Raw genomic sequence first — 24,699 nt, 5'->3', positions numbered from 1 at the left:
TTTAGACGCTATAGCCAAGTAAATTCACTTCTAAAGATTCATCCTAAAATTCTTACTAAAATAATAAAGATTAGGTTGATTACAGCTAAAACAGGTAGCAATCAATATAAAATTAGCGGAGATAATCCCACTTAGGAGGCCAAATTTAAAAGTTCAAGGTTATCACTTTAATCCGTAATGCTTCAAAAGCATGCGCTCATAAACCCTGTCTGGTAAAATTCGTTTTAAAACTATTGAAAATTTTTGTAACGACGACCCTACTTTATAATGAATTCGCGGATTTTCAGTTTCAATTATTTTATGAACTACCTTAGCCATTTCCATCGGGTCATTACCATTATCAACGTGTTCATTCATGGTTTGCAAAGTATTGCCGTAGTCTTTTTTATAAGGTGAATTTTCCAAGACTGGTGCGTGATAACGCCCTGCAGCAATATTGGTTGCAAAGTCGCCTGGGGCAACATTCGTCATTTTAATGCCAAATTGCAGCGTTTCCATCCGTAGTGCCTCTATGGCAATTTCAAGCGAAGCCTTTGTGGCCGAATAAATGCCTCGGTACGGAAGCCCCATATATCCGGCAATAGAGGTAATATTCAAAATATGGCCAAAGCCTTGTTTCCGCATCTGCGGAAGCACTGCTTTTATCACATTTATTGGCCCGTGAAAATTAGTTTGAAAGGCTTCTTTAATTGCCTTTTCTGGAGTTTCTTCAATAGGCCCTGTAATCCCAACACCCGCATTGTTAATTACCACATCAATTTTTTGAGATTTCTCTAAAATTTCCGCAACAACATCGGCAATGGCACCAGTGTCATTCACATCCATTTTTAAAATAGGAAATGCTGAATTAGTGACGTTCTGTGGATTTCTGCTGGTTCCATAGACCTGGTAGTCTCGTTCGGTAAGATATTCGCCAATGGCTTTACCTATTCCCGAAGAACCACCCGTAATGAGTACTACTTTTGGCATAAAAGAATAATGAAAAGCAAAGGTGCATTTATGCCGTCAGTTTTCCAAGTAGTTTTTTAAAAAAGAAATTGACAGCCTATTAAAGACCTCTAAACTTCAAACACCTATTTATTTGATTATAGGCTATTTAAAATACTCTAAACCGTTGCATTTTACAGCAACCTAATAAAGAAATTCATCAAATTTACAACATTATGCCCAAGGGTTGGAAAAATGAGGTTTCCAGAAAATTTTCGTAAAAACCCTAAACTCAAAGAAGTAATTAAGGTTATATAAGCTATCGTTATATAATCAACCTTTATTTCCATTGTTTCGGTTAAGACGACCCCATGAACCATTGCAAATGTGAACGTAACTATTACAAACCCCCAACCAAATAGTATTCCTTTTATCTTTTTAGAAGGAACAAATGCCTTGCTTAAAATCCATAACAAGATGCCCCGATAGACTATTTCCTCCGAAAATCCGGGCATTGTAGCTTGAAACATAAATTGTTCTAAATTGAATTCGCCGCCCTTTGGAAATACAATCATTTTAAAAATAAAATCGAACAGTAAAAACCCGAGGAAGACTAAAATTCCAAGTTTTAAAGTTTGTTTATTGAATCTTGTTGTAAAACCAATATCCTTTCGAATTTGCTTTTTATGATATAAAACAAAAACTAGAGCCAAGATTAAAGCTAAAAAGGCACCGCTCCAATTCCAATCTAAACCCAGAAAATCTAATTCAATATACTTACTACCAACTATACGCAAATAGGAATCCGCTAAAAAATATGCGCCAAAAATTAAAAGGTATTTCGGATTCGTTGTTTTTGAGAAAATCTGCGCTATAATTAATAAGGGTAGAATAATTGCGAGATGTAGTAACGGCGTCCATAATAGCATAGCATTTAGCTTTTCTGTTCTATTATTAAAACGATTTAGTTTGATTTTTGTTACAATGGAAGCTTATTGTAAAACTATGCAGAAGATGTAGTGAAAGTGCCGTGTATCAAACCGTAAAAAGGAAACTTTATTGCACAAAAAATGGCAAGCTACCTACATCACACCGCTACGACCATTTACCTTTGCTGCGTTCCCGCCCTGGAGGATTCAACAGGAGCTGGTTGTGTAGGACTTGCCACTGCAAAGATAAGGCTTTTTACAATTTTTACAAGTATTTTTACGTTTCAATTTTAATAAATATCTTGCAGCAATCAAATAACAAATCATGAAAACGTATAAGGCTTTAGCTACTACCCTATTAGTACTTTTAATGGGTAGCTGCGGAAACAATTCCACCAAGAAAAATGATGACTTTTCACTCGAAATTTCAAATAAACAAAAGTCTTATACCACAAAAGACGTTCTTTCAATCAGCTTGATCAATAAAAAAAGTATGACAGTTGATTCTGTCGTTTACTTTCTTAACAATAAAAGAGTAGCCGCCAAAGACAATAAACTAGAGCTTTCTGGTCAAAAACTTGGGGAGAAAAAACTAAAAGCAAAAGTGTATAGCGATGGCGATGAATACGAAGCCGATAAATCTATAATAATACTGTCGTCCATTAAGCCGAAGCTTTACACCTATAAGATTATTGAAACTTATCCGCACGATATTAACGCCTATACCCAAGGGCTGGAGTTTGAAAATGACACCTTATACGAAAGCACCGGGCAGTATAGAAGTTCCACCCTTCGAAAAACCGATTATAAAACGGGTAAAGTTTTAAAGAAGGTAAAACTAAGTGATCAATATTTTGGTGAAGGCCTAACAATTCTAAACAACAAGATCTACCAACTTACTTGGCGCGAAAACACAGGGTTTATTTATAATTTGGAAACCATGGAACAAACTGGAACCTTTGTATATGGTGAAAGTAAGGAAGGTTGGGGCCTGTGCCACGATACCGAAAACAATATTTACAAAAGTGATGGTACCGACAGAATTTACACCTTAAATCCAAACACCCTTGCCGAAAAAGACTATATAGAAATCTTTACAAATACCAGTAAGATAAGTAGCGTAAATGAACTGGAGTGGGTTGAAGGAAAAATCTATGCCAATGTGTATCAACAAGGCTCCATAGCCATAATTGATCCTAAAAACGGTGCCGTAGAAGGCGTAATAGACCTAACCGATTTAAAAGATAAGGTTACCCAACACCCAAAGCTAGACGTCCTTAATGGTATAGCCTACAATGGTGAGCCAAACGTTCTTTATATAACAGGGAAAAACTGGGATAAGCTTTTTAAAATTGAAATAATCCAGAAATAGAGAACACATTTAAAGGAAATTTAGGCAGTGATTTTTTTTAAACTATATTTTAGCCCACATAGCATCACCAAACAACTAAAACTATTCTATTCGGCTCCTAGCTAGTGAAGAAATCTGCTGATACAGCTTCTGCTAAAAACTTCTTTCCTCTTTACAATAATAAGCTTCATAAAAAGTTATATTTTTACCAAAATTATTCTTGAATGAGGTATTTATACGCATTGGCGGTTTTGTGCTGCTTAGTATTATGGAGCTCTTGCCGCAACGATTTTGAAACAGTCGCCAGCACTGGAGACCTTCAGTTTTCAAAAGACACGGTTTATCTAGACACGGTATTTACTAATATTGGTTCCAGCACCTACAATCTTAAGGTCTATAACCGAAGCGATGAAGACATTAATATTCCGTCCGTTCGCTTAGGTCAAGGTGAAAGTTCCAACTATCGGCTTAATGTAGATGGAGTTCCTGGCAAAGTTCTTGAAAACGTACAAATTCTAGCCAAAGACAGTATTTTTGTTTTTATTGAAACCACGCTAGACATCAATAACATGCCTACCAATGCCAAGGATTTTCTATATACCGACAAGCTCCTTTTTGATACTGGCGGCAACGAACAAAGCGTAGAGTTGGTTACTTTGGTAAAAGATGCCGTATTTCTATACCCCGAAAAATATGCTGACGGCACCATTGAAACACTTACTTTAGGCGAAGGTGATGATGCCACAGAAATTGAAGGCTTTTTCTTGGAAGATGACGAACTTACTTTTACCAACGAAAAACCCTACGTAATCTATGGTTTTGCTGCTGTTCCGAGTAATAAAACACTTACCGTAGAGGCTGGAGCAAGAGTACATTTCCACAATTCAAGCGGAATTATTGTTGCACAAAACGGAACTATAAAAACTAACGGCGATTATAGCACAGACCCTGAAGCTATGGAGAACGAAGTTATCTTTCAAGGCGATCGTTTAGAACCCAGCTTTGCCAACATTCCAGGGCAATGGGGTTTTATATGGCTAACCCAAGGCAGCGTAAACAATGAGTTTAACCACACTACAATAAAAAATGGCACACTTGGTGTTTTAGTTGATAACAGCCCGTTAAAGCTTAAAAACACACAAATTTACAACAGTACAAATGTTGGCTTACTCTCCAGAACTGGGTTTATTGAAGCCGAAAACACGGTTATTAACAACAGCGGACAAACCGCTCTGGCCATCCAACTTGGGGGCAGCTATGAGTTTAAACACTGTACATTTGCCAACTATTGGACGGGTGGGTTTAGATCGTTCCCTACGGTTTCTATTGAGAACACTTTTGAAACTGAGAATGAGCTCCTTGTAGCCGATCTTATTAAAGCAGATTTTACAAACTGTATTATCTACGGAAACGAGCGCCGTGAACTTTCATTGTTTAGAAATGAAGGAGCCGCCTTCAATTTTAAGATTGAAAACACCTTAGTTCGCTTTGAAGACCCTACGGGCGAATTTGCCGATAACCCGTTGTATGATTTCTCAAATCCAGCATTATACCCACAGACCCAGTTTAATTTAGATCCTGTTTTTCAAAACACCGAAAAAAATAATTTCAATATTGAATTTGGAGAATCAGGAGCCGATGGCCTAGGAAAACCTGGCGTTGGACCGTCACGAGATTTAAATGGGACGCAAAGAAGCAACCAACCCGATGCCGGCGCGTATGAAGCAACGGTCTTTCCGGAAGATTAAAAAATAATCATTAAGTGTCTGACAAAGACTTAAGATACTAGGACAAGTTTAGCAACCACCGCTTCGTATTCGTAAGACTTACGACTAGAATTGTAATAGCTTGAAATTAAGTTAATTTCATTTTATATGCTTTCAAAATGTTTCTAGTTAATTAGAAGCTCAATAGCAAGATGTCATTTTTTAAGACACTCTAAAAGTGTACTATTATTGAAACAAGTAGGTTTTAAATTACTTTATTAAGACACCAACAAAAAACCCGTCACATATGGACGGGTTTTTTATTCGGTTTAGTCTATCGGGGAAGGTTTTAATTAGGTTGCAGCCATTTCAGTTTTAATCTAGAATTTTTTTGCTCCACCGGTTGCATAACCAAGGTATCGCCGTTAAAATAAAACCTTCTTTCAGCAGTCAAGCCAAATTCAGAGGGATTGGAATGCGACACTTTAAAATGCGAAACAATACTATCTTTTTCAGAAACCTTATAGCTCCCCATATAGTAATACGACTTGGTGATGTGCTTTAAAGCCTCCAAGGGAATAGAATCGTTAAAATTCGGGAATTCAACTCCAGCTTTTTCATATCCCTTTTCATACAGATGAAGCGTTACGTAGCCTTTTTGGCTGTATAGCAAATACCCATCCATACCACCCTTATAATCACTCCAAGTGTTTAAAGTGGTATCCCGCACCTTCATGCTTTCCAACTTCCAAAGCCCTGTGATTTGCTTATCGGTTGAATCTTTTTCCTGACAAGCAGAAAGCAAAACGAAAATTGCTAAACCAGCTATAGTTTTAAATCTATTCATTTTTATAAAAATTGTTTGTGGGTAGCAGCCTGTACGCAATACAGATTTTGATAGGTAAGCACTTGTCTCATGGCGCGCAGGGAAACGATATTTTTGAATGTTATTAAAAAACCTATGCAAGCTTTTGATTATACCTACAAGGAGATTACTTCGCTATACTTGCGACGACTCCTTGTAGGAAAACCATATTTACATTTAATAATCTACTCTACCTTCCTTAGTTTCCCATTTTTTAAAAACCTTTCGGCCTTCTTCCCTATCTAGATTGATGAACTTTACGTTTCGGTCTTCAATATTTTTATCGATTTCGTCGTAAATAAAGTGATCGTCAAAACCAATTTCGGCAGCATCTTCTTTTGTGCAAGCGTAGTAAACTGCTTTTGGACGCGCCCAGTAAATAGCTCCTAAACACATTGGGCAAGGTTCGCAGGAAGTGTAAATAATACAGTCGTCCAACTGAAAAGAACCCAGCTTCTCACAGGCTTTTCTAATGGCTACAACTTCGGCATGAGCCGTGGGATCGTTACTGGAGGTAACTGCATTATAGCCTTCAGCAATAATCTCACCATTTTTCACTACAACCGCACCAAATGGACCACCTGATTGGGCATCCATTCCCTGTTCTGAAAGTTGTATAGCACGTTTTATAAATTGTTTGTCTTTTTCGGTACTCATTTTTTTATAATTTTAATTTGAAAATAATACTAATTCTTCCCCATCTTCATAGGTGTAAATTCCACTTTCTGAAAGGCCCAGCTTTTTTAAGAGCTTTATGGAGCCCTTGTTGTTTGGCAACGTAAAACCAAGAACCTTTTGAATTCCTAGTTCTTCCGAAGCATATTTCATAACAGCATTGGCAGCCTCAAAGGCATATCCTTTGCTAAAAAACGCTGGCAAAAAAGCAAAACCAACATCGGGATGGTTTAAGTCTGTTCTTTTGTAAAACCCAGCAGACCCGATTGGAGTTCCATCTTTTAACGACACCAAATAAGGGCCAAAACCGTGTTGACTGTAGCTTGGTAGATAATTCTTTAGCAAATAGGCTTCAGCTTCTTGAACAGTTTTAATATTTCTATCACCAATATTCTTAAGCCAGCCTTCGCTATTCATCAATTTGTAAATAAAAGCTGCATCGTTACGGGTGTATTTTGTTATAGTCAGTCGTTCTGTTTCTAAATTCATCTTGTAATAGAATGAAGTAATATTTAGGAAGGTCAAAGGTAAATAATAGAACCTTGCCTAAAATGGCAAAAATCAAAACCTTTAAGCTGATAACATAAAAAAACCTCCAGCCGCTTAACTGAAGGTTTTTTTAAGACTTGATTAGCGAAGTGATCTACATTTTAAAAAGCGGTAGGCCAGACATCATTTCATTTACTTGTTTCGCTATGTTTTGGAGTTTAGCGTCGTCATCGTGGTTTTCAAGAACTGCATCAACCAGGTCAACTATCTTTTCCATATCTTTTTCCTTCAAGCCACGGGTTGTAACAGCGGCTGTACCTACACGAATTCCGCTGGTTACAAACGGCGAGCGATCATCAAAAGGCACCATGTTTTTATTTACGGTAATATCTGCCTTCCCCAATGCTTCCTCAGCTTCCTTTCCGGAAAGATTTTTATTGCGAAGATCAATAAGCATTACATGAGTGTCTGTTCCGCCAGAAACCACATCGTATCCTTTCTCCATAAAATGCTTCGCCATTAGTTCGGTATTCTTTTTCACCTGAACCATATAATGTAAAAACTCATCTGTAAGCGCTTCACCAAAGGCAACAGCTTTAGCGGCAATTACATGCTCTAAAGGTCCGCCTTGGTTTCCTGGAAACACAGCGCTATTTAATAAAGAGCTCATCTTTTTAAGCTTCCCACTTTTTAATTTTTGACCAAATGGATTTTCAAAATCTTTCCCCATCATAATCATCCCGCCACGAGGCCCGCGCAAGGTTTTGTGGGTAGTGGTTGTAACAATATGGCAATGCGGCAGCGGATCTCCTATAATTCCTTTGGCAATCATCCCAGCCGGATGGGCAATATCTGCCAATAACAATGCGCCCACCTTATCGGCAATTTCACGGAACCTTTTATAATCCATCTCGCGACCGTAAGCCGAAGCACCAGCAATGATCATTTTCGGCTTTTCTTTTATTGCCATGGCTTCAACCATATCATAATCAATCAGGCCAGTTTCCTTCACAACGCCATAAAAAACGGGTTGGTAAAGTTTTCCTGAAAAGTTTACTGGCGATCCGTGGGTTAGGTGCCCTCCGTGGGAAAGATCAAAACCCAAAAATTTATCACCAGGCTTTAAGCAAGCTGAAAAAACAGCCGTATTTGCCTGCGAACCACTGTGTGGCTGTACATTCACATATTCGGCGCCAAATAGTGTTTTTGCACGATCAATAGCCAATTGCTCTACTTCGTCCACTACTTCGCAACCGCCATAGTAGCGTTTTCCGGGGTAGCCTTCTGCATATTTGTTGGTTAAAACCGAGCCTGCGGCTTCCATAACCTGTTCGCTTACAAAGTTCTCTGAAGCAATAAGTTCTAAGCCATTTAATTGGCGTTGTTTTTCTGCTTCTATCAATTCAAAAATCTGTTCGTCTCGTTCCATATAAAAAACTTATGGTTTGGGGTTTAAAGTTTAAAAATTACGAGGAATAAAGCTTCAGAACCATAAACCCGAAACTACAAACCCCGCATTAAGTTAATTAAATCCAAAAATACTAATTACATTCGGTAACTATAATGAAATCTATATATTTGACAAAGATTTTTACTAACAAAACCCAAGTTGGAAGTAAAATAAAGTACTATTTAATTATCTGATTTCAAATTATTTGAAATAAATTGCAGTTCTTTTTACTTTCAACCTCAAAAGAATATTTAAAATGTCAATAACCGCAAACGATCCCAACAGAAAAACCTGGTTAGAAACAACACCAGAGACAGACTTTCCCATTCAGAATATTCCTTTCGGCGTTTTCTTAACGCGCGATGATATTATTACCATCGGAACCCGAATTGGCGATTACGCCATAGACCTTGGTGCCCTACATCAATTGGGCTATTTTAAGGGAATTGAATTGACTGATGATATATTTCTGCAGGACACATTAAATGATTTTATAAGTGATGGTAGAAAAACCTGGCGACTAGTAAGAAACCGCATCGCCGAAATATTTGATAAGGAAAACGCACAACTTCGCGATAATAAAGATCACAGACAGCACATTCTATTTACCCTTGATGAAGTGGAAATGCAACTACCTGTTCAGGTTGGCGACTACACCGATTTTTATTCTAGTAAAGAACACGCTACCAATGTGGGCACCATGTTCCGCGGAAAAGAAAATGCCCTGATGCCAAACTGGCTTCATATACCGGTAGGGTACCACGGAAGAAGTTCCTCTATAATCCCGAGCGAAATCAACGTTCGCAGACCATGGGGACAGACCATAGCAAAAGACGCTACCGAACCTTCGTTTGGTCCTGCTAAAATGGTTGATTTTGAATTGGAAATGGCTTTTATTACCACAGATGCAAATGTTTTAGGAGAACCCATTCCTGTTAATGAAGCAGAAGATCATATTTTCGGTCTCGTGCTTTTCAATGACTGGAGCGCCCGCGATATACAAAAATGGGAGTATGTTCCCCTAGGGCCATTCTTAGCCAAAAGTTTTGCTTCGTCAATTTCACCTTGGATTGTAACTTTAGATGCCTTGCAGCCATTTAAAGTGGAAGGACCAAAACCAGAAATTGAGCAACTCCCCTATCTTCAATACGAAGGGAAGAAAAGCTACGACATTAATCTAGAGGTTTCCATCACCCCAGAAAATGGAGCAGAAAATAAAATTGCGGCTTCAAACTTTAAATATATGTATTGGAATATGTCGCAACAGCTGGCGCACCACACCGTTAACGGTTGTAACGTAAACAGTGGCGACATGATGGGTAGCGGTACTATTTCAGGGCCAACACCAGATTCCTACGGATCTATGCTGGAACTGACTTGGCGCGGTGAAAAACCACTAAAACTCTCAGACGGTTCTGAACGAAAATTTATAAATGACAACGATACTGTAACTCTAAAAGGATTCTGTAAAAACGACAATGTACGGATTGGTTTTGGAGAATGTAGATCTAAGCTAATTCCTGCTATAAAGCAGTAGTTTAAGCTTCACAACAAACCTCAAATGCACGAATGTTTTTATATAACGTTCGTGCATTTTTAGTTAAATTTCTCAGCAACTTACTTCCAAAAGAAGTATTTTCAATTAGTCGTGTCCGACTAAGATATAAGACCGCTGCACTGAAAGACATAAGACGTAAGACTTGCCTTTTAATAGATTGAAAACTAGATAAAATTGATTAAACATACTTTTTAATTGATAAATTTTGATGCTAAGTATAATAGCATGCTGTCATTAAATAAAAAATATTCTAATTGCCTATTATCTGTGACTCAACAAATTTTCTCACTCTTTTAATCGGACACTAATGATTTTCAATAATAATTGGCACTACTATTGTATTTTAGCCTTTATACCCAAAAAAATTTTTTATGAAGATTTTTTACCTGCTTCTTTTTACTACACTCTTCAGCGTTTCCTGTAATAGTGTAAAACGCACCCAAAAGTTTGTAGCGCGTGGCAATTATGACCAAGCCATTGACCTGGCCGTTAAAAAACTTCAAAAAGATAAAGGTGCAAAAGAATACGACGCTCATATCCGTCTTCTAGAAGAAGCTTTTTTAAAGGCCAAAGAAGATGACGCCCGCCACATTCGCTTCCTTGAAAAAGAAAATAGGCCTGACAATTCGAAAGAAATCTACTACACCTACTTGAACCTACAAGAGCGTCAAGATATAATTCGCCCCCTACTTCCGCTGTACAGTGTTGAAATGGGAAGAAAAGCGAACTTTGTATTTACAGATTATTCTAACGATATTTTAGAAGCAAAAGCCATTTATGCTCAGGCTTTATATCAAGAAGCTATCGTTTATATGCAGCGAAACAACAAGCAGGATTATCGCAGTGCCTATAAGGTTTTAGATGAATTGAGCACGATAAACCCCGGCTATAGAGATGTGCGCCAACTTAAGGAAGAAGCCTACTTTCAAGGCACCGACTTTGTATTTGTTAGGCTAAACAACCACACCCGTCAATTTATCCCCTTTAGATTAGAGCAGGATCTATTGGACTTTAACACCTATGGGCTAGACGATTTCTGGACAGCCTATCACGGCAAACAGGAGCAAGGAATTAACTATGACTTTGGAATAGATTTAAATTTCCAGACCATTCAAATTTCGCCCGAACGTATTTCAGACAGACAATACCGACGCACTTCCCAGCTTAAGGATGGTTATGAATACAGACGCGATCGCGGAGGAAATATTGTTAGGGACAGCCTTGGTAATCCCATTAAAATAGGCAAGTTTATAAAGGTTTCGGCAGATGTTACCATCACCACACAACAAAAAAGTGTGTTTGTTGGCGGCACCGTTGTTTACACAGACCTAAAGAACCGACGACAAGGCAATAGTTTTCCATTGTCTTCAGAATTTGTTTTTGAAAACAGATTTGTAAAATACCGTGGAGATGAACGTGCCTTAACGGCCGAAGACAGAAAGCTTGCAGCAAACAGCTTTATACCCTTCCCCAATAACGAACAAATGGTTTTTGATGCTGGAAATGATCTAAAAGAAAGACTGAAAGAGATTTTAAAAAACAATCCTTTCAACTAAAGCCGTATAACCCGAAGAATTTCATTCAGACTTTTGTTGGATAGCCGAAATTTTTAAACAAACTTTTCTAAATCTGAAGCTTGAATAGCATGATGAGAGTCGTGATAAACCACTTCTCCATTTTTTATCACTAGCAATTGCGGACTTTCGTGCTGAATACCAAAACGACCAGCAATTTCATTCGAAATATCTCTATTTTGCAACAGATCTAAGTAATATAGTTTTAACTGATCATCGGTTAAATTGTAGTTTTTCTCAAACAATTTTAAAACGCCTCGGCTAATTCCACATCGGGTGGAATGCTTAAAGATAGCTACTGGAGTGGTTTTTGACGCTTCCAATATTGCTTCTAACTGGTCCATTTTACCAAGTACATGCCATGGAATTTCTACCATTTCTTCCTTTACAATATCTCTTGGCCCCTTAAATATGTCTAATAATCCCATTGAAACGTTCTTTTTTACAAAGCTACAAGTTATAGCTGTGGAATAATCCAAAAGAAATTATAAAAAAGAGTTCTACCATTATTTCTGTGAAGAAAAACAATTTGACACCAAGGTCAAGGTATAAGACCAACAAACCTAAAAACAGGGTTTTATTCAGATATAGCTGAGACAAACAGGTGTTTGTTTCAACACTATTTCTCAGATCCATTGTTTTTGGTCTTATGATCTACGTCAGAATAATTTGAGACTCAATTCCACAACGTTCGTTGTAGCACCAAGAAAAAAGACTGCCTTTGATAGTTAAAAGCAGTCTTTTGGTCTGTGGAAATGTATAGCTCCTCACCACTACCCAATCCATATGGCACATTCTTAATTACAATTCTCGGTATAAACCGTCGTTGAATCTTTTTTCCATCGCTCTGGGTCTTTTCCATCCGCAGCCGCTACATCGTCAACACATATTGACGTTAAATTAGGACAATTGTAAACCTGAACATCAGAAATTTGCGCTATGTTGCCGGTTTTAACATTTAATTTGGTAAGTGCAGGGGTGTCATTTCCGAATACCTGTTGCAACTCCGTATTTGATGAAAGGTCCAAGGAGGTCAATTTTGCGCCCCGGAAGGTAATATATTTCAAATGTTCATAATTTTGGGTATTTAAATTAGTCATAGCAACTCCGCTGATATTTAAGCTTTCTATCTTGTTCTTTCCGGGTTCGGTGGAAACTTGAACTTGTTCCAGGTTTAAGCATTTAAAGCAGTCAAAAAGGGTAAGTTTTAAATTTTTGGTCAAGTCAATACTTGAAAGTGCTGTGAAATTGGCAATCAGTTTCTTTAGTTTCACGAGTTTTGAAACATCAACTTCATCCAGATAAGTATTGCCGTCTATATGCAGCTCGTCCAGATTAATAAAATATTCAATACCCGTTAGATCATTGATATTTTTGTTGGTAACCCATAATTCAGCCACCGCCTTGGCCTCACTCACTTGGATCTCACCATCGTTATTGGTATCTATTACCGTATTATAATCCAAAAGTGCGGCTTTGAAGTTTGCATCTGGAATACTAACGATTGCGTTGGGGTCTGGCGAATTTCCTTCTTCTCCTTCTGACTGTATATCATCGTCTTTACTGCAGCCAAAAAATAAAATTGCTGCTACGAATACTAATGTTTTTAATTTTAATAATTTCATAATGTATAGTTTTAAAGTTAACTGGTACAAATCTATTCCATGCCCAAGCAACCGACATTCTCAAATTGGACAATAACCGTCGTATTTTCGCCATGACGGTCCAATAGACGGTTATTTCAAAACAAAACCTCGAAATGCAATCTTAATACGATATGAAAAAACACAACAACCGTCATAATGTCTGTTAAACCAAAGAACTTAGCGGACATTTTGTCTTAATTTTACTTTGGCTTAGGTTTTGAAAACCACAAACCACAAATTAGAACCGAAAAACATTTTACATATATGAACTTCAATAATTTTACAATAAAAAGCCAAGAGGCCATCCAGCAAGCACAGCAGATTGCGCAGGGTTTTGGTCATCAACAGATTGAGAACGAACATATCCTTAAAGCAATTTTTGAGGTAGATGAAAACGTAACGCCTTTTATCCTAAAAAAACTAAACGTAAACTTAATAACCCTAAAGCAGATTCTCGAGAAGCAACTTGAAAGCTTTCCTAAAGTTTCAGGTGGCGATATTATGCTTTCGCGCGAAGCGAACAAAACCGTTATTGAGGCCAGCAATATTGCCAAAAAAATGAACGATGAATACGTTTCCATAGAGCATCTTCTCTTGGCTATTCTTAACTCTAAAAGTGCCATAGCTCAAAGTTTAAAAGATCAGGGCGTAACGGCAAAAGGCATGAAAGCTGCTATGGAGGAGCTACGAGGTGGCGAAAATGTAAGCTCACAAAGCGTTGAGGAAACTTATAACTCTTTGAATAAATATGCTAAAAACCTAAACCAATTGGCCCGAGACGGCAAGTTAGACCCCGTTATTGGCCGTGATGAAGAGATAAGAAGAATACTTCAAATTCTTTCACGCCGCACCAAAAACAACCCAATGTTGGTGGGAGAGCCGGGAACGGGGAAAACCGCAATTGCAGAAGGACTCGCTCACAGGATCGTTGACGGCGATATTCCTGAAAACTTAAAGAACAAAGAAATTTATTCCTTAGATATGGGAGCCTTGATTGCGGGCGCTAAATATAAAGGTGAATTTGAGGAACGGCTAAAAGCAGTTATCAAGGAAGTGACTTCCAGTGATGGAGATCTCGTACTTTTTATAGATGAAATCCACACGCTCGTTGGTGCCGGAGGTGGCCAAGGCGCCATGGATGCAGCCAATATTCTTAAACCCGCCCTTGCCCGTGGCGAACTGCGAGCAATAGGTGCAACGACCTTAGATGAATATCAAAAGTATTTTGAAAAAGATAAAGCTCTGGAACGTCGCTTTCAAAAAGTGGTAGTAGATGAGCCTGATACTGAGAGTGCTATTTCAATACTTCGCGGGATTAAGGAAAAATATGAAACCCACCATAAAGTTCGTATCAAAGACGGTGCTATTATTGCGGCCGTTGAGCTTTCGGAAAGATATATCACCAACCGGTTTCTTCCTGACAAAGCAATTGATTTAATGGATGAAGCCGCATCAAAACTCAGAATGGAGATTAACTCCAAGCCTGAAGAGCTCGATGTGCTAGACAGAAGAATCATGCAGTTAGAAATTGAAATTGAAGCTATAAAACGTGAAAAGGATGAAACCAAGTTAAAAGCGCTGCATTCAGAACTTGCAAACCTTAAGGAAGACCGCAATGAACTCAATGCAAAATGGCAAAGCGAGAAAGAAGTTGTTGATAATGTGCAAAACTTAAAAACCCAAATCGAGGAGTTTAAGCTAGAAGCCGAACGTGCGGAACGCGATGGAAACTTTGGAAAAGTAGCCGAACTCCGTTACGGTAAAATCAAGGATGCACAGGCCGCACTAAACAAGCTGGAATCACAATTGGCTGAAAACGAAGCGGGAACTTCCATGATAAAAGAAGAAGTTACTCGTGAAGACATTGCCGAAGTAGTTGCCAAATGGACCGGAATTCCTGTTACTAAAATGCTACAAAGCGACCGTGAAAAACTTTTGACCCTAGAAGATCAATTACACAAGCGCGTAGTTGGACAGCATGAGGCTATTACTGCGGTTAGTGATGCAATCCGTAGAAGTCGCGCCGGGCTACAGGATGAAAAAAAACCTATTGGAAGCTTTCTTTTTCTAGGGACAACTGGTGTTGGTAAAACCGAACTCGCAAAAGCCTTGGCAGAATACCTGTTTGATGATGAAGGCGCCATGACCCGTATTGATATGAGCGAATACCAGGAACGTCATAGCGTAAGTCGCTTGGTAGGTGCACCTCCTGGATATGTAGGGTATGACGAAGGTGGGCAGCTAACCGAGGCAGTTAGGCGCAAGCCATACAGCGTTGTACTACTTGACGAAATTGAAAAAGCACACCCAGACACCTTCAACATCCTCTTGCAGGTTTTAGACGAAGGTAGATTGACTGACAATAAAGGCCGGGTAGCGGATTTTAAAAACACAATTATCATCATGACCAGTAACATGGGCAGCCAGATAATTCAAGAGCGTTTTGAAGGCGTTAAAGATCCTGAAACTGCTATGGAAGGTGCAAAAGTGGAAGTACTGGCTTTACTAAAGCAATCGGTACGCCCTGAATTTTTAAATCGTATTGACGATATTATAATGTTTACGCCACTATCTAAGCAAGACATTCATAAAATTGTGGAACTCCAATTGAAAGGGGTTTCTAAGATGCTATTAAAGCAAAACATTGTACTGGATGCAACAGCTGAGGCCATTAATTATCTTTCAGAAAAAGGATACGACCCACAATTTGGAGCAAGACCGGTTAAAAGAGTTATTCAACGCGAGGTGTTAAACGAACTGAGTAAAGAAATACTCGCTGGCAAAATTACAACAGAGAGTATTATTCTGTTAGACAGTTTTGACGATAGCCTTGTCTTTAGAAACCAAGAAGATTTGGTTGAATAGTACGGAGCATCAGCAATAAGACTAAATAAAATTTTAAACCCCTTAAGCAATTTGCTTAGGGGGTTTTTTAGTTTTTCTAAAAAGTTACACCTTGCTATTGAATAACAATCCTTTTGGTTGCCAAGTTGCCTTCAGCAATAATATTAACCATATAAACGCCTGGAGCCAGCTGTAGGTTTAAATGAATGCTTTTTTCGGAATATAAATTCTGAAAAACCTGCTGACCTAGCGTGTTGAAGATCTTCACAGAAGACTCAATTTCACGAGGTAGTTCAATATTTACTTTTCCTTCTGAAATAGTTGGATAGATATTAAAACTGAATGCAGTAGCATCTACAATCCCCAAAGAGCATTCCATTAAAGGAGGTTCAAACCCTGCAGGAAAAGTATTTTCAAAAGTTTGGATACCGTTTAAAGGCCATATATCTTTATATAACAATACGTTTCCAGGACCAATTAAGCAAAAAGTAGGATATGCATTCACTCCAAAATCAGTATCAACCGCTGGACCACCGCCTTCGTTACTAACCGCAGGAGCATGATTAAATGGGCCGCCATGTTGTTGCTCATATTGCCTTACACGCGCATCATCATCATTACCATTGTTTATGGAAATGCAAAATACATCGCCTTCGTTACAGCCATAGGTATCATAAAATTCATTAAATGTTGGTGCAGAATTCTGACAAGGAACACAATCTGCAAAAAAGAAATCGAGCCAAACATGTTTTCCTTCGGCCGTTAGGGAGTATAGGTTATACGTATTACCCTCAGTATCGGTTACTGTAAAGTCATCTACAACGTCGCCAACATTGTAATTGTTCACTTGGGCGTTAACGACGCAAGTAAACACAAGTAAAATTAATGTAATTTTTTCATAATAAGTGAGGTTTATAATTAACAGTGTTACGAAATTATGAAATTTATCTATTTTTAATCAACATAAAGTACAAAAACACTAATTTTTAATTAGTCGTGTCCGACTAAGATATAAGACCGCTGCGCTGAAAGACATAAGACGTAAGACTTGCTTTTTAATAGATTGAAAACTAGATAAAATTGATTAAACATACTTTTTAATTGATAAATTTTGATGCTAAGTATAATAGCATGCTGTCATTAAATAAAAAATATTCTAATTGCCTATTATCTGTGACTCAACAAATTTTCTCACTCTTTTAATCGGACACTAATGATATTTTTTATTGAATTATTATAGTTTAGAAACGGGTTCGTTTTCTAAATCGTAAACCATTGTTGAAATATCTACTTGAAACCACTGCTTAAACATTTTGTAGGTTCGTCTTTTAGGCCAATCTTTTTTATTGGTATGCCAACCTTCCAATTCGATCATAAACAATTTATCGAATTTCTTTTTAAGCCAAGCTTCCACATCGTCAATATCTTCACTTACTAAATAAGCATTCGTTTCATTTGCTTCATCAAGTTCTCCTGGATATAAATTAGAAAACCAATCTAAGAACGGTTGCAACGGTTTTAAAGTAATCGCACTTCGATTTATATAGTTTTCTTTAAATTCAATCGCCGTGTTTTCAGCTTCCGTGTCTTCCATCATAGAGTTGAGATATTGATCTCGTTTTTGGGTAATTATGGATAAAATAGGATTATCACCTGTTCTATCTACTTCGTAATCTGTAATAAAGTTGGTGTATTCTTTAAAATTGGTCATTTTAAACTCTACCATTCTTTTTAATAGATCAACATTTACATCCTTTCCTTTTACAGAATTGACCACCGAATCCATCCCTTCCTCGGAAATTAACATTTTTATATTCCCAAAATTCCAAGCGTTGATAGCGAATTCAATTATATCTTCATAATATTCTTTTTCTGAAAAATCGCTGGTAAAAGGTTCTATAAATTGCTCCAACAATTCAGAATACTTTACACCTTGGTTATGCACAACGTTTTTGTCTCCGAATAAATTAATGACTTTGCTTTTCATTTTTTAATTTTAACTGTTACAGGGTGAAAATCTAAAGTAATAAAAAAAATCTTGGTATTGATGCAATTTTAAAGATTCCAAATAAGGTTTCTGCCTGAAACGCAATATTATATGTCAATGCTCATAATCACTAAAATTTAAACCAACCGTATGATAAAAGCTGGTATGCTCAAAACTGATTTCCTTTCTCACCTTGATAGCTTCCAATTCTCCCAAGATTTTATCAAGATCGATTTCCTCCATTTACAATCTTGGAAATAATCCCTTTCTGGTCTGTGAGTTCCGCGATAATGATACCTGATACATGGATTACTATATATGCCACCAAGTAATAAATACCCAATACGTGCACCTCTTCCAATGGTTTTTTCCAATCTTTTGGACCTAATTCTATTAAAAGACCGGTGATTAACGATATGACAACACATACATAAAAAATGATATACGTCCATTTTTGGAACCTCATCTTAAGCGATAGGTTTTTAGCAAATGGATTTGGAAACTTCATTTCACCAAACAAAGGAAGTATAAAGCGAATGCTAAATAATCCGGTCAACACATATCCCAAATAAATATGCCAGTCCCACATGGGTTTTCTAATTTGTTTTGCCAAAACTATAAGTTGATCTTGCGATAAGCTTTGGTCTGTACCCTTCAGATATTCTTGGATGATACCTGCTACGTGATATTTATTCATCCATGTCGTCCGCAAAAAGATTGTTACCAATAAAAGCAGAAAAGTAATGGCAATTGCCCAATGGATGATTCGGTAAATTCTGGAATAATTTGTTGTTTTCATTTTTTGTTGTGGGTTATCGGGTGTCAGTTGTGGGGTTTAAAATTTGAACTCTTCTCACAACTATCGTATTTCCTTTACTTAGAGAAAAATCGAACTTTCTTACATCAAACTCAGGTCGGGAGTAAGACCTACAAGGAGGTCTGTTCCGATAAGCATCGAAAAAGACAACACCTTGCAGGTCAAACACCAACCGTCCTGTTCCCCTTAAGTCCTGGTTCAAAACGTCCTATTTTAAATTCAACTTCAATTTAACAGCTGCCTGAGTGTTCCGATGCAATCAGAAAGTACCGAAGGCTCATCTTCATCTTCGTTCCATTAGCTATCGGAATCGTTTTCGATTTCGATTTCAATTTCGATTTCCCTAATGACTATGCCCCCCGCCTTCTCCTTTTAATAACACAAACGCGCCTTTGGTTAAAAACTTGCTGCCTGCATCAAATTCAGCGGCGTTTTCAATGGCCGTAAATCCGTTATAGGTTGCGCCGACTTTCACTTCCATAGGGTGAATTTCAAATTCGTCGTCGGTTTCATTTTCTATCTGCAAAATGTAGTTCTTGCCTTCGTGTTCCACCACCGCATTTTCGGGAATAGCGAGCTGCTTTGAAGTACCCGTAACAATCTGCGCCTCCACAAACATTCCAGCGGTAAAATTGCTTTCATCCTTCTCTTCAATATGCCCGTGGATCATTGCAATTCTCGAGTTTGGATCTATTGAAGTGCCCACCAAATGAACATCTCCTTGAAACGTTTCTTTTGAAGCCTCAGGAACCGTAAACAATATTTCCTGATGTTTTTTAAGTTGCATCAAATCCTTTTCAAACACTTTAAGCTCTAAATGAATATGATCGGGATTCATAATCTCCATAATCTTATCGGCAGGCGAAACATAGGTGCCGGTATTTACAAACACTTGCGTAACACTACCGGCAATGGGACTATATATATTCACTTGCGAAACAATATTGCCAGCAGCGACCGAAGCAGGGTTTATATTCAGCATTTCCAAATTTTTCTTAAGGCTGTTTCTACGCGCCAAAACTGTTTTATATTCACTTTCACTCTTTAAAAAACTCTTTTGCGAAGTGATTTTTTCATCCATCATAATTTTCTGCCGTTCATATTCGGTTTTGAGATACGAGAGTTGTGCCACGGTTTCCAAATAGTTTTGCTGCATCGCAATAAACTCAGGATTTTCAAGTGTTACCAATCGTTGTCCTTTGGCAACCTTATCCCCTATCAACAAGGGAGTATTCTTAATATACCCTCCTGAAAAGGCGCTGATCACCGCTCGGCTTTGCGGTGGCACATCTATAACGCCATTGGTTTCTACTGTTTCGGCAAGCGGTTTCTCCGATAATTGCCCTACCTCCATCTTGGCGTTTTCAAATTGTGCTTTGGAAAGGTGAACAATTTCACTCCTCTCTTCTGGGGAGGCTGGGAGGGGACTTTCCGTTTCGGAATTATTGCAAGCCGAAACCGTCAAGGCCATGGCAAAAAGCAGTAAAAATGATTTTATATAGTTCATAACTAATATTTTAAAGCGTTAAATAGTTGATAGCGATAACCGCTTGATTGTAATTGTTTAGATTTTCGAGGTGTTGCAATTCAATTTCATAGGAGTTTTCAAGACTTTGGATATACTGGAAAAAGTCTATCTCGCCATTTTTGAAACTGATATCTGCAGTTTTTAAAATCTCTTCGGAAAGTGATTTCCCTTCCTCTTCATAGTACTGCAAGGCTTCTTCATATTTGGAAAGCTCCCGCATCAATTGCACCTGTTTGGAATCTAATTGAACTTTAAAGTCCGCTGCTTGCTGCTCACTGATTTCCACAGCAATTCTGGAGGCTTTTATTTTTGAAACATTCCCTCCAAAAAACAAAGGAATCTTTAATCCCACTTGATATTGATACAGGTTTTCATTTAATGAAGAATTACTACCCAAGGCGTAAGAAAAACTGATATCCGGCAATAATTGTTGCTTCTCCAGACTTCGTTTTGCGTGAAAGAAATCCTTTCTATTTTCGAAGTATTCCGTTGTAGGATGCGAGGCTAAATTTTCCATTTTTAGCGATACCTTCTCCATAGGAAGTCTCTCTATTTGCAAACTATCCTCGGTCTGTAAAATGGTGTTTAACTTTTCCAAAGCAATCTGAACATCTTCTGCAGTTTGAAGATAGTTGGTCTCCAATTGACGCTGTTTGGCTCTGGCTGTAATTTTCTCCAGATAATTGGTTTCTCCTAGTTCAAAACGGCGTTGGGCGGCATGGGCAAAATTTTGGTACAGACTGTCCAGCTTTCTATAAATCTCCAACCGATTGCTTTCATATTGAAATTGATAATAAGCCGTCGCTACCATTCCCTTCGTCTTCCTAATTTGAAGATCGTGCTGGCTGCTTTGCATTTCGAACTGTTGACGGTTTACCTTTTTCTCAGCAAAGTAAACTGTTGGGAAAAGGATGTCTTGCTGAACTCCAAAAACCTCCATGGGCAAGTTGTTGGGTGCCATATTATTTTCGTCGTAGGCATAATAGAGGTGCGTTTTATCGAGACTGAAAGCACTACCGATCAAAGCTTCCGATTCATCTTTTTGCAATTCCGAAGCTTTTATGCCAAGGTTGTTTTCCAAAGCAAGCTGCTGCAATTCCTCCAACGTCTTTGGGTTTTCTTGGGTGAATCCTGAAAATCCGATAAGCAACAAAATCACCGTAATCGGCACTTTTTTCCCGAGTTTTTTTGGCTCCTTCTTCGGTTTATCAGAGTCAAATATTGAATATAGCACCGGCAAGACGACCAAAGTCAATATAAACGCCGTCGCCATTCCACCGATTACCACCGTTGCCAATGGGCGTTGTACTTCGGCCCCGGCACCCGTAGAAATCGCCATCGGCAAAAAGCCCAAAGCCGTGGAAGAAGCCGTAAGCAATACCGCTCGCAATCGGTCTTTAGATCCTTGAACAATCAATTTATGCTTGTCTTTCATCCCTTCATTTTTAAGTTCCTTGAAATGTTCTATCAAGATAATCCCGTTTAAAACTGCGACGCCAAAAAGGGCGATAAACCCAACGCCAGCCGAAATACTAAAAGGCATATCCCGAACCCACAGCAACAAGACGCCACCCACGGCAGCCAAAGGAATAGCCGAATAGATCATCAAGGCTTCCCGCACCGATTTAAAAGCGAAATACAGCATCACAAAAATTAGCAACAACGCCACAGGCACGGCAACGAACAATCGTTTCTTGGCACTTTGCAAGTTTTCAAACTGTCCGCCATAATCAATGGTATAGCCTACCGGAAGGTTTATATTGTCGTTTATGCGTTTCTGAATATCATCCACCACACTTTGCAGATCGCGGTTTCGTACGTTTACCCCTATCACAATTCTACGTTTGGTATCGTCCCTGGAAATCTGTGCCGCTCCTTTGGTATAGGTAATATCCGCCACTTCCCGAAGCGGTATTTTTCCTCCGGAAGGAATATCGACATACAGGTTTTCAAGACTGGAAATATCATTTCTTTGATCTTCTTCCAATCGCATCACCAAGTCGAAACGTTTTTCACCTTCAAAAACACTTCCAGCTGCTCGTCCTGCAAACCCCATGGCAATCATTTCGTTGAGCTCTTCTATGTTCAGACCATAACGACCAATTTTTGCACGATCGAACTTGACGTTCATTTCGGGCAAACCAGCCACTTTTTCAACCACAATATCGTCTGCTCCTGCTACATCTTCAATGAGGTTTTTAATCTCGTGTCCTTTTCTGTCGAGTATATCCAGATCGTCTCCAAAAACCTTAATGGCGATATCGGCTCTCACCCCGGTAATCAATTCATTAAAGCGCATTTCGATAGGCTGACTAAATTCCACTTCCATCCCGGGGATTACCGACAAAGTCTCTTCAAACTTAGCTGCCAATTCATTCTTACTGGATGCAGAAACCCATTCCTCTTTAGGCTTAAGTGCAATGATAACATCGGTTTGTTCCATGGCCATGGGATCTGTTGGAACCTCAGCGGCACCAATCCTGGTAACTACCTGCTCCACCTCGGGAAAATTATCGAGCAACAGCTGTTCCAACTGGGTTGATATTTCAATAACATTGCTCAGGGAAGTTCCGGTTTTTAATACAGGCTGAATTACAAAGTCACCTTCGTCCAAGGTGGGGATAAACTCGCTTCCCATGGTGGAAAAAACATAGCCGGTTGCCAGCAACATTAAAACAGCAATTGCTATCACCAATCTCTTCGCTCCCAACGCCCATCTAATTATTGGGTCGTAAAGTCCATTGAGGAAATTCATGATTCGCACTGAAATGTTTTTAGGCGAAACTTCCGTAGGTTTTAAGAACATCGCGGCTGCTACGGGCACATAGGTAAAACACAATAACATGGTTCCCAGCATCGCAAAACTAAAGGTAAGCGCCATAGGGCGGAACATTTTTCCTTCCACGCCGCTTAGAGAAAGTATTGGGATAAATACAATCAAGATAATCAACTGCCCAAAAACGGCGGCATTCATCATTTTTGTCGCACCTTTTTCGGTAATATTATCTTGGGCCAACTGTTTCTCTCCTGCTGAAAGCTTATTAAGTTTTAGCACGTTTTTATTGATCTGAAAAGCGACAAACTCGACAATAATCACCGCTCCATCCACGATAATTCCAAAGTCAATAGCTCCCAAGCTCATCAAATTTGCATCTATTTTAAAGAGATACATCATAGAAAGCGTGAATAATAACGAAAGCGGAATCACCGATGCCACCACCAAGCCGGAACGCCAATTTCCCAGCAGCAAGACCACAACAAAGATCACGATCAGAATCCCTATTATTAGGTTTTCTGCAATGGTATGAGTGGTTTTTTCTATGAGCGTAGTACGTTCCAAAAAAGGATTGATATACACCCCTTCTGGCAGTGATGACGAAATTTCGGCCACCCGCTCTTTAACGGCTGCAATGACCTTATCGGAATGCCCGCCCTTAATCATCATAATCTGCCCCAGCACCTTTTCACCTTCGCCATTTCCGGTAATGGCACCAAAACGCATGGCGTTTCCAAATTGTACTTTCGCAACGTCCTTAATATAGATTGGAAAACCATCTTGGTTTTTAACCGAAATATTCCCAATATCCTCAAGCGAAGTCACCAAACCTTCTCCACGAATAAAATAGGCTTGGTTGCTTTTTTCAATATAGCCACCACCAGAAATGCTGTTGTTTTTTTCCAGTGCGGTATAGATTTCACCGGCGGTAATGCCCATGGCATTTAACTTATTGGTGTTTATGGCAACTTCATATTGCTTTAAGTTCCCGCCCCAAGTATTCACCTCAACCACGCCGGGAATTCCCGAAAGCTGTCTTTTTACAATCCAATCCTGAATGGTTCTAAGGTCTGTTAGCGAGTATTTATCCTTAAACTCCGGCTCCACGTCTAGCGTATATTGATAGATTTCACCTAGGCCCGTGGTTATGGGGCCCATTTCGGGCGTACCGAAGCCTTCGGGAATTTTCTCGGCGGCAGACTGTATTTTTTCGGCAATTAATTGACGGGGTAGGTACATGCCCATATCCTCTTCAAAAACAATGGTTACCACCGAAAGCCCAAACCTGGAAATGGAACGTATTTCCAAAACTCCCGGCAGGTTTGCCATTTCGAGCTCTACGGGATACGTAATAAACTGTTCCATATCTTCCGTGGAAAGATTGCGGGAAGTTGTGATTACCTGTACTTGATTATTGGTGATATCCGGAACTGCACCCACCGATAATCGGGTAAGTGAAAATATTCCGAAAACAATGAGCGTCAGTGTAAACAGCCCAATAATCAGCTTATTTTTTATACTGAAATGAATTATTCTTGATAGCATAACTAAATTTATTGTTGTTTTTCAACAGAAAA

General features: G+C 38.7%; 18 protein-coding genes and 1 other RNA gene. 5 read left to right on the top strand and 14 right to left on the bottom strand.

Translation table 11 applies throughout. The features are described from left to right. Positions 1-162 precede the first annotated feature (162 nt). The 3 genes from QPK98_RS13090 to ffs form a co-directional block, all read right to left on the bottom strand. A complete protein-coding gene (locus QPK98_RS13090) occupies positions 163-969 on the bottom strand; it encodes an SDR family oxidoreductase (RefSeq protein ID WP_310993913.1) in 807 nt (268 codons plus the stop codon). Positions 970-1,121: 152 nt separating this feature from the next. After that, positions 1,122-1,856, bottom strand: a complete 735-nt coding sequence (locus QPK98_RS13085) for a CPBP family glutamic-type intramembrane protease (RefSeq protein WP_310993912.1) — start codon at positions 1,854-1,856, stop codon at positions 1,122-1,124. A gap of 139 nt (positions 1,857-1,995) precedes the next feature. After that, positions 1,996-2,094: signal recognition particle sRNA small type (ffs, locus tag QPK98_RS13080), an RNA gene on the bottom strand. Positions 2,095-2,181: 87 nt separating this feature from the next. Here ffs and QPK98_RS13075 point away from each other — a divergent pair. Both QPK98_RS13075 and QPK98_RS13070 read left to right on the top strand, forming a co-directional pair. After that, positions 2,182-3,228 (top strand): glutaminyl-peptide cyclotransferase, encoded by a 1,047-nt coding sequence (locus QPK98_RS13075; protein ID WP_310993911.1) that lies wholly within the window; start codon positions 2,182-2,184, stop codon positions 3,226-3,228. Between the two features lie 203 nt (positions 3,229-3,431). After that, a complete protein-coding gene (locus tag QPK98_RS13070; protein WP_310993910.1) occupies positions 3,432-4,955 on the top strand; it encodes a hypothetical protein in 1,524 nt (507 codons plus the stop codon). Positions 4,956-5,262: 307 nt separating this feature from the next. Here QPK98_RS13070 and QPK98_RS13065 read toward each other — a convergent pair whose 3' ends face one another. The 4 genes from QPK98_RS13065 to glyA form a co-directional block, all read right to left on the bottom strand. After that, entirely contained in the window at positions 5,263-5,760 is a 498-nt protein-coding gene (locus QPK98_RS13065; protein WP_310993909.1) for a lipocalin-like domain-containing protein, read from the bottom strand. A 195-nt stretch (positions 5,761-5,955) separates the two neighbouring features. Next, complete coding sequence (locus QPK98_RS13060) at positions 5,956-6,435, bottom strand: nucleoside deaminase (RefSeq protein ID WP_310993908.1); 480 nt, start codon at positions 6,433-6,435, stop codon at positions 5,956-5,958. Between the two features lie 12 nt (positions 6,436-6,447). Beyond that, on the bottom strand, positions 6,448-6,942 hold the full coding sequence (locus QPK98_RS13055; RefSeq protein WP_310993907.1) for a GNAT family N-acetyltransferase: 495 nt from the start codon (positions 6,940-6,942) through the stop codon (positions 6,448-6,450). Positions 6,943-7,096: 154 nt separating this feature from the next. After that, on the bottom strand, positions 7,097-8,371 hold the full coding sequence (gene glyA, locus QPK98_RS13050; protein ID WP_310993906.1) for a serine hydroxymethyltransferase: 1,275 nt from the start codon (positions 8,369-8,371) through the stop codon (positions 7,097-7,099). Positions 8,372-8,648: 277 nt separating this feature from the next. Between glyA and fahA the strand changes: the two genes are divergently transcribed. Then, positions 8,649-9,929 carry a fumarylacetoacetase gene (fahA, locus tag QPK98_RS13045; RefSeq protein ID WP_310993905.1) on the top strand — a complete coding sequence of 427 codons (1,281 nt, stop codon included), beginning with the start codon at positions 8,649-8,651 and terminating at the stop codon, positions 9,927-9,929. 392 nt (positions 9,930-10,321) lie between these two features. Continuing rightward, the gene (locus tag QPK98_RS13040; RefSeq protein WP_310993904.1) at positions 10,322-11,506 is read left to right on the top strand and encodes a tetratricopeptide repeat protein; all 1,185 of its coding nucleotides are present in this window, start codon (positions 10,322-10,324) and stop codon (positions 11,504-11,506) included. A 53-nt stretch (positions 11,507-11,559) separates the two neighbouring features. On the opposite strand, the gene ytxJ is transcribed toward QPK98_RS13040, so the two are convergent. Continuing rightward, on the bottom strand, positions 11,560-11,952 hold the full coding sequence (gene ytxJ, locus QPK98_RS13035; protein ID WP_310993903.1) for a bacillithiol system redox-active protein YtxJ: 393 nt from the start codon (positions 11,950-11,952) through the stop codon (positions 11,560-11,562). A 369-nt stretch (positions 11,953-12,321) separates the two neighbouring features. Next, on the bottom strand, positions 12,322-13,149 hold the full coding sequence (locus tag QPK98_RS13030; RefSeq protein ID WP_310993902.1) for a leucine-rich repeat domain-containing protein: 828 nt from the start codon (positions 13,147-13,149) through the stop codon (positions 12,322-12,324). A 285-nt stretch (positions 13,150-13,434) separates the two neighbouring features. Here QPK98_RS13030 and clpB point away from each other — a divergent pair, with 285 nt between their 5' ends. After that, the gene (gene clpB / locus QPK98_RS13025) at positions 13,435-16,035 is read left to right on the top strand and encodes an ATP-dependent chaperone ClpB (RefSeq protein WP_310993901.1); all 2,601 of its coding nucleotides are present in this window, start codon (positions 13,435-13,437) and stop codon (positions 16,033-16,035) included. A 94-nt stretch (positions 16,036-16,129) separates the two neighbouring features. On the opposite strand, the gene QPK98_RS13020 is transcribed toward clpB, so the two are convergent. From QPK98_RS13020 to QPK98_RS13000, 5 genes are all read right to left on the bottom strand, one after another. Further along, on the bottom strand, positions 16,130-16,861 hold the full coding sequence (locus QPK98_RS13020) for a T9SS type A sorting domain-containing protein (RefSeq protein WP_310993900.1): 732 nt from the start codon (positions 16,859-16,861) through the stop codon (positions 16,130-16,132). Positions 16,862-17,248: 387 nt separating this feature from the next. After that, positions 17,249-18,001 (bottom strand): hypothetical protein, encoded by a 753-nt coding sequence (locus tag QPK98_RS13015; protein ID WP_310993899.1) that lies wholly within the window; start codon positions 17,999-18,001, stop codon positions 17,249-17,251. Between the two features lie 223 nt (positions 18,002-18,224). Beyond that, positions 18,225-18,800 (bottom strand): cytochrome b/b6 domain-containing protein, encoded by a 576-nt coding sequence (locus QPK98_RS13010; RefSeq protein ID WP_310993898.1) that lies wholly within the window; start codon positions 18,798-18,800, stop codon positions 18,225-18,227. A gap of 361 nt (positions 18,801-19,161) precedes the next feature. After that, positions 19,162-20,325: an efflux RND transporter periplasmic adaptor subunit gene (locus QPK98_RS13005; protein ID WP_310993897.1), complete on the bottom strand. Its 1,164-nt coding sequence runs from the start codon at positions 20,323-20,325 to the stop codon at positions 19,162-19,164. 10 nt (positions 20,326-20,335) lie between these two features. Then, positions 20,336-24,667 carry a CusA/CzcA family heavy metal efflux RND transporter gene (locus QPK98_RS13000; protein WP_310993896.1) on the bottom strand — a complete coding sequence of 1,444 codons (4,332 nt, stop codon included), beginning with the start codon at positions 24,665-24,667 and terminating at the stop codon, positions 20,336-20,338. Positions 24,668-24,699 lie beyond the last annotated feature (32 nt).

It is taken from the genome of Aequorivita marina (assembly GCF_031631895.2).
GTDB classification, from domain to species: domain Bacteria; phylum Bacteroidota; class Bacteroidia; order Flavobacteriales; family Flavobacteriaceae; genus Aequorivita; species Aequorivita marina.
Note: the sequence above shows the minus strand (reverse complement) of the source record. Positions and strands in the feature narration are given on the sequence as shown.

Bases quoted from the DNA above. Each gene is read 5' to 3' on its own strand.
- QPK98_RS13010 (WP_310993898.1), bottom strand. From the start codon at position 18,800: ATGAAAACAACAAATTATTCCAGAATTTACCGAATCATCCATTGGGCA.
- QPK98_RS13060 (WP_310993908.1), bottom strand. From the start codon at position 6,435: ATGAGTACCGAAAAAGACAAACAATTTATAAAACGTGCTATACAACTT.
- glyA (WP_310993906.1), bottom strand. From the start codon at position 8,371: ATGGAACGAGACGAACAGATTTTTGAATTGATAGAAGCAGAAAAACAA.
- fahA (WP_310993905.1), top strand. From the start codon at position 8,649: ATGTCAATAACCGCAAACGATCCCAACAGAAAAACCTGGTTAGAAACA.
- QPK98_RS13070 (WP_310993910.1), top strand. From the start codon at position 3,432: ATGAGGTATTTATACGCATTGGCGGTTTTGTGCTGCTTAGTATTATGG.
- QPK98_RS13075 (WP_310993911.1), top strand. From the start codon at position 2,182: ATGAAAACGTATAAGGCTTTAGCTACTACCCTATTAGTACTTTTAATG.
- QPK98_RS13055 (WP_310993907.1), bottom strand. From the start codon at position 6,942: ATGAATTTAGAAACAGAACGACTGACTATAACAAAATACACCCGTAAC.
- clpB (WP_310993901.1), top strand. From the start codon at position 13,435: ATGAACTTCAATAATTTTACAATAAAAAGCCAAGAGGCCATCCAGCAA.
- QPK98_RS13000 (WP_310993896.1), bottom strand. From the start codon at position 24,667: ATGCTATCAAGAATAATTCATTTCAGTATAAAAAATAAGCTGATTATT.
- QPK98_RS13030 (WP_310993902.1), bottom strand. From the start codon at position 13,149: ATGAAATTATTAAAATTAAAAACATTAGTATTCGTAGCAGCAATTTTA.
- QPK98_RS13090 (WP_310993913.1), bottom strand. From the start codon at position 969: ATGCCAAAAGTAGTACTCATTACGGGTGGTTCTTCGGGAATAGGTAAA.
- QPK98_RS13015 (WP_310993899.1), bottom strand. From the start codon at position 18,001: ATGAAAAGCAAAGTCATTAATTTATTCGGAGACAAAAACGTTGTGCAT.
- QPK98_RS13065 (WP_310993909.1), bottom strand. From the start codon at position 5,760: ATGAATAGATTTAAAACTATAGCTGGTTTAGCAATTTTCGTTTTGCTT.
- QPK98_RS13085 (WP_310993912.1), bottom strand. From the start codon at position 1,856: ATGCTATTATGGACGCCGTTACTACATCTCGCAATTATTCTACCCTTA.
- QPK98_RS13040 (WP_310993904.1), top strand. From the start codon at position 10,322: ATGAAGATTTTTTACCTGCTTCTTTTTACTACACTCTTCAGCGTTTCC.
- QPK98_RS13005 (WP_310993897.1), bottom strand. From the start codon at position 20,325: ATGAACTATATAAAATCATTTTTACTGCTTTTTGCCATGGCCTTGACG.
- ytxJ (WP_310993903.1), bottom strand. From the start codon at position 11,952: ATGGGATTATTAGACATATTTAAGGGGCCAAGAGATATTGTAAAGGAA.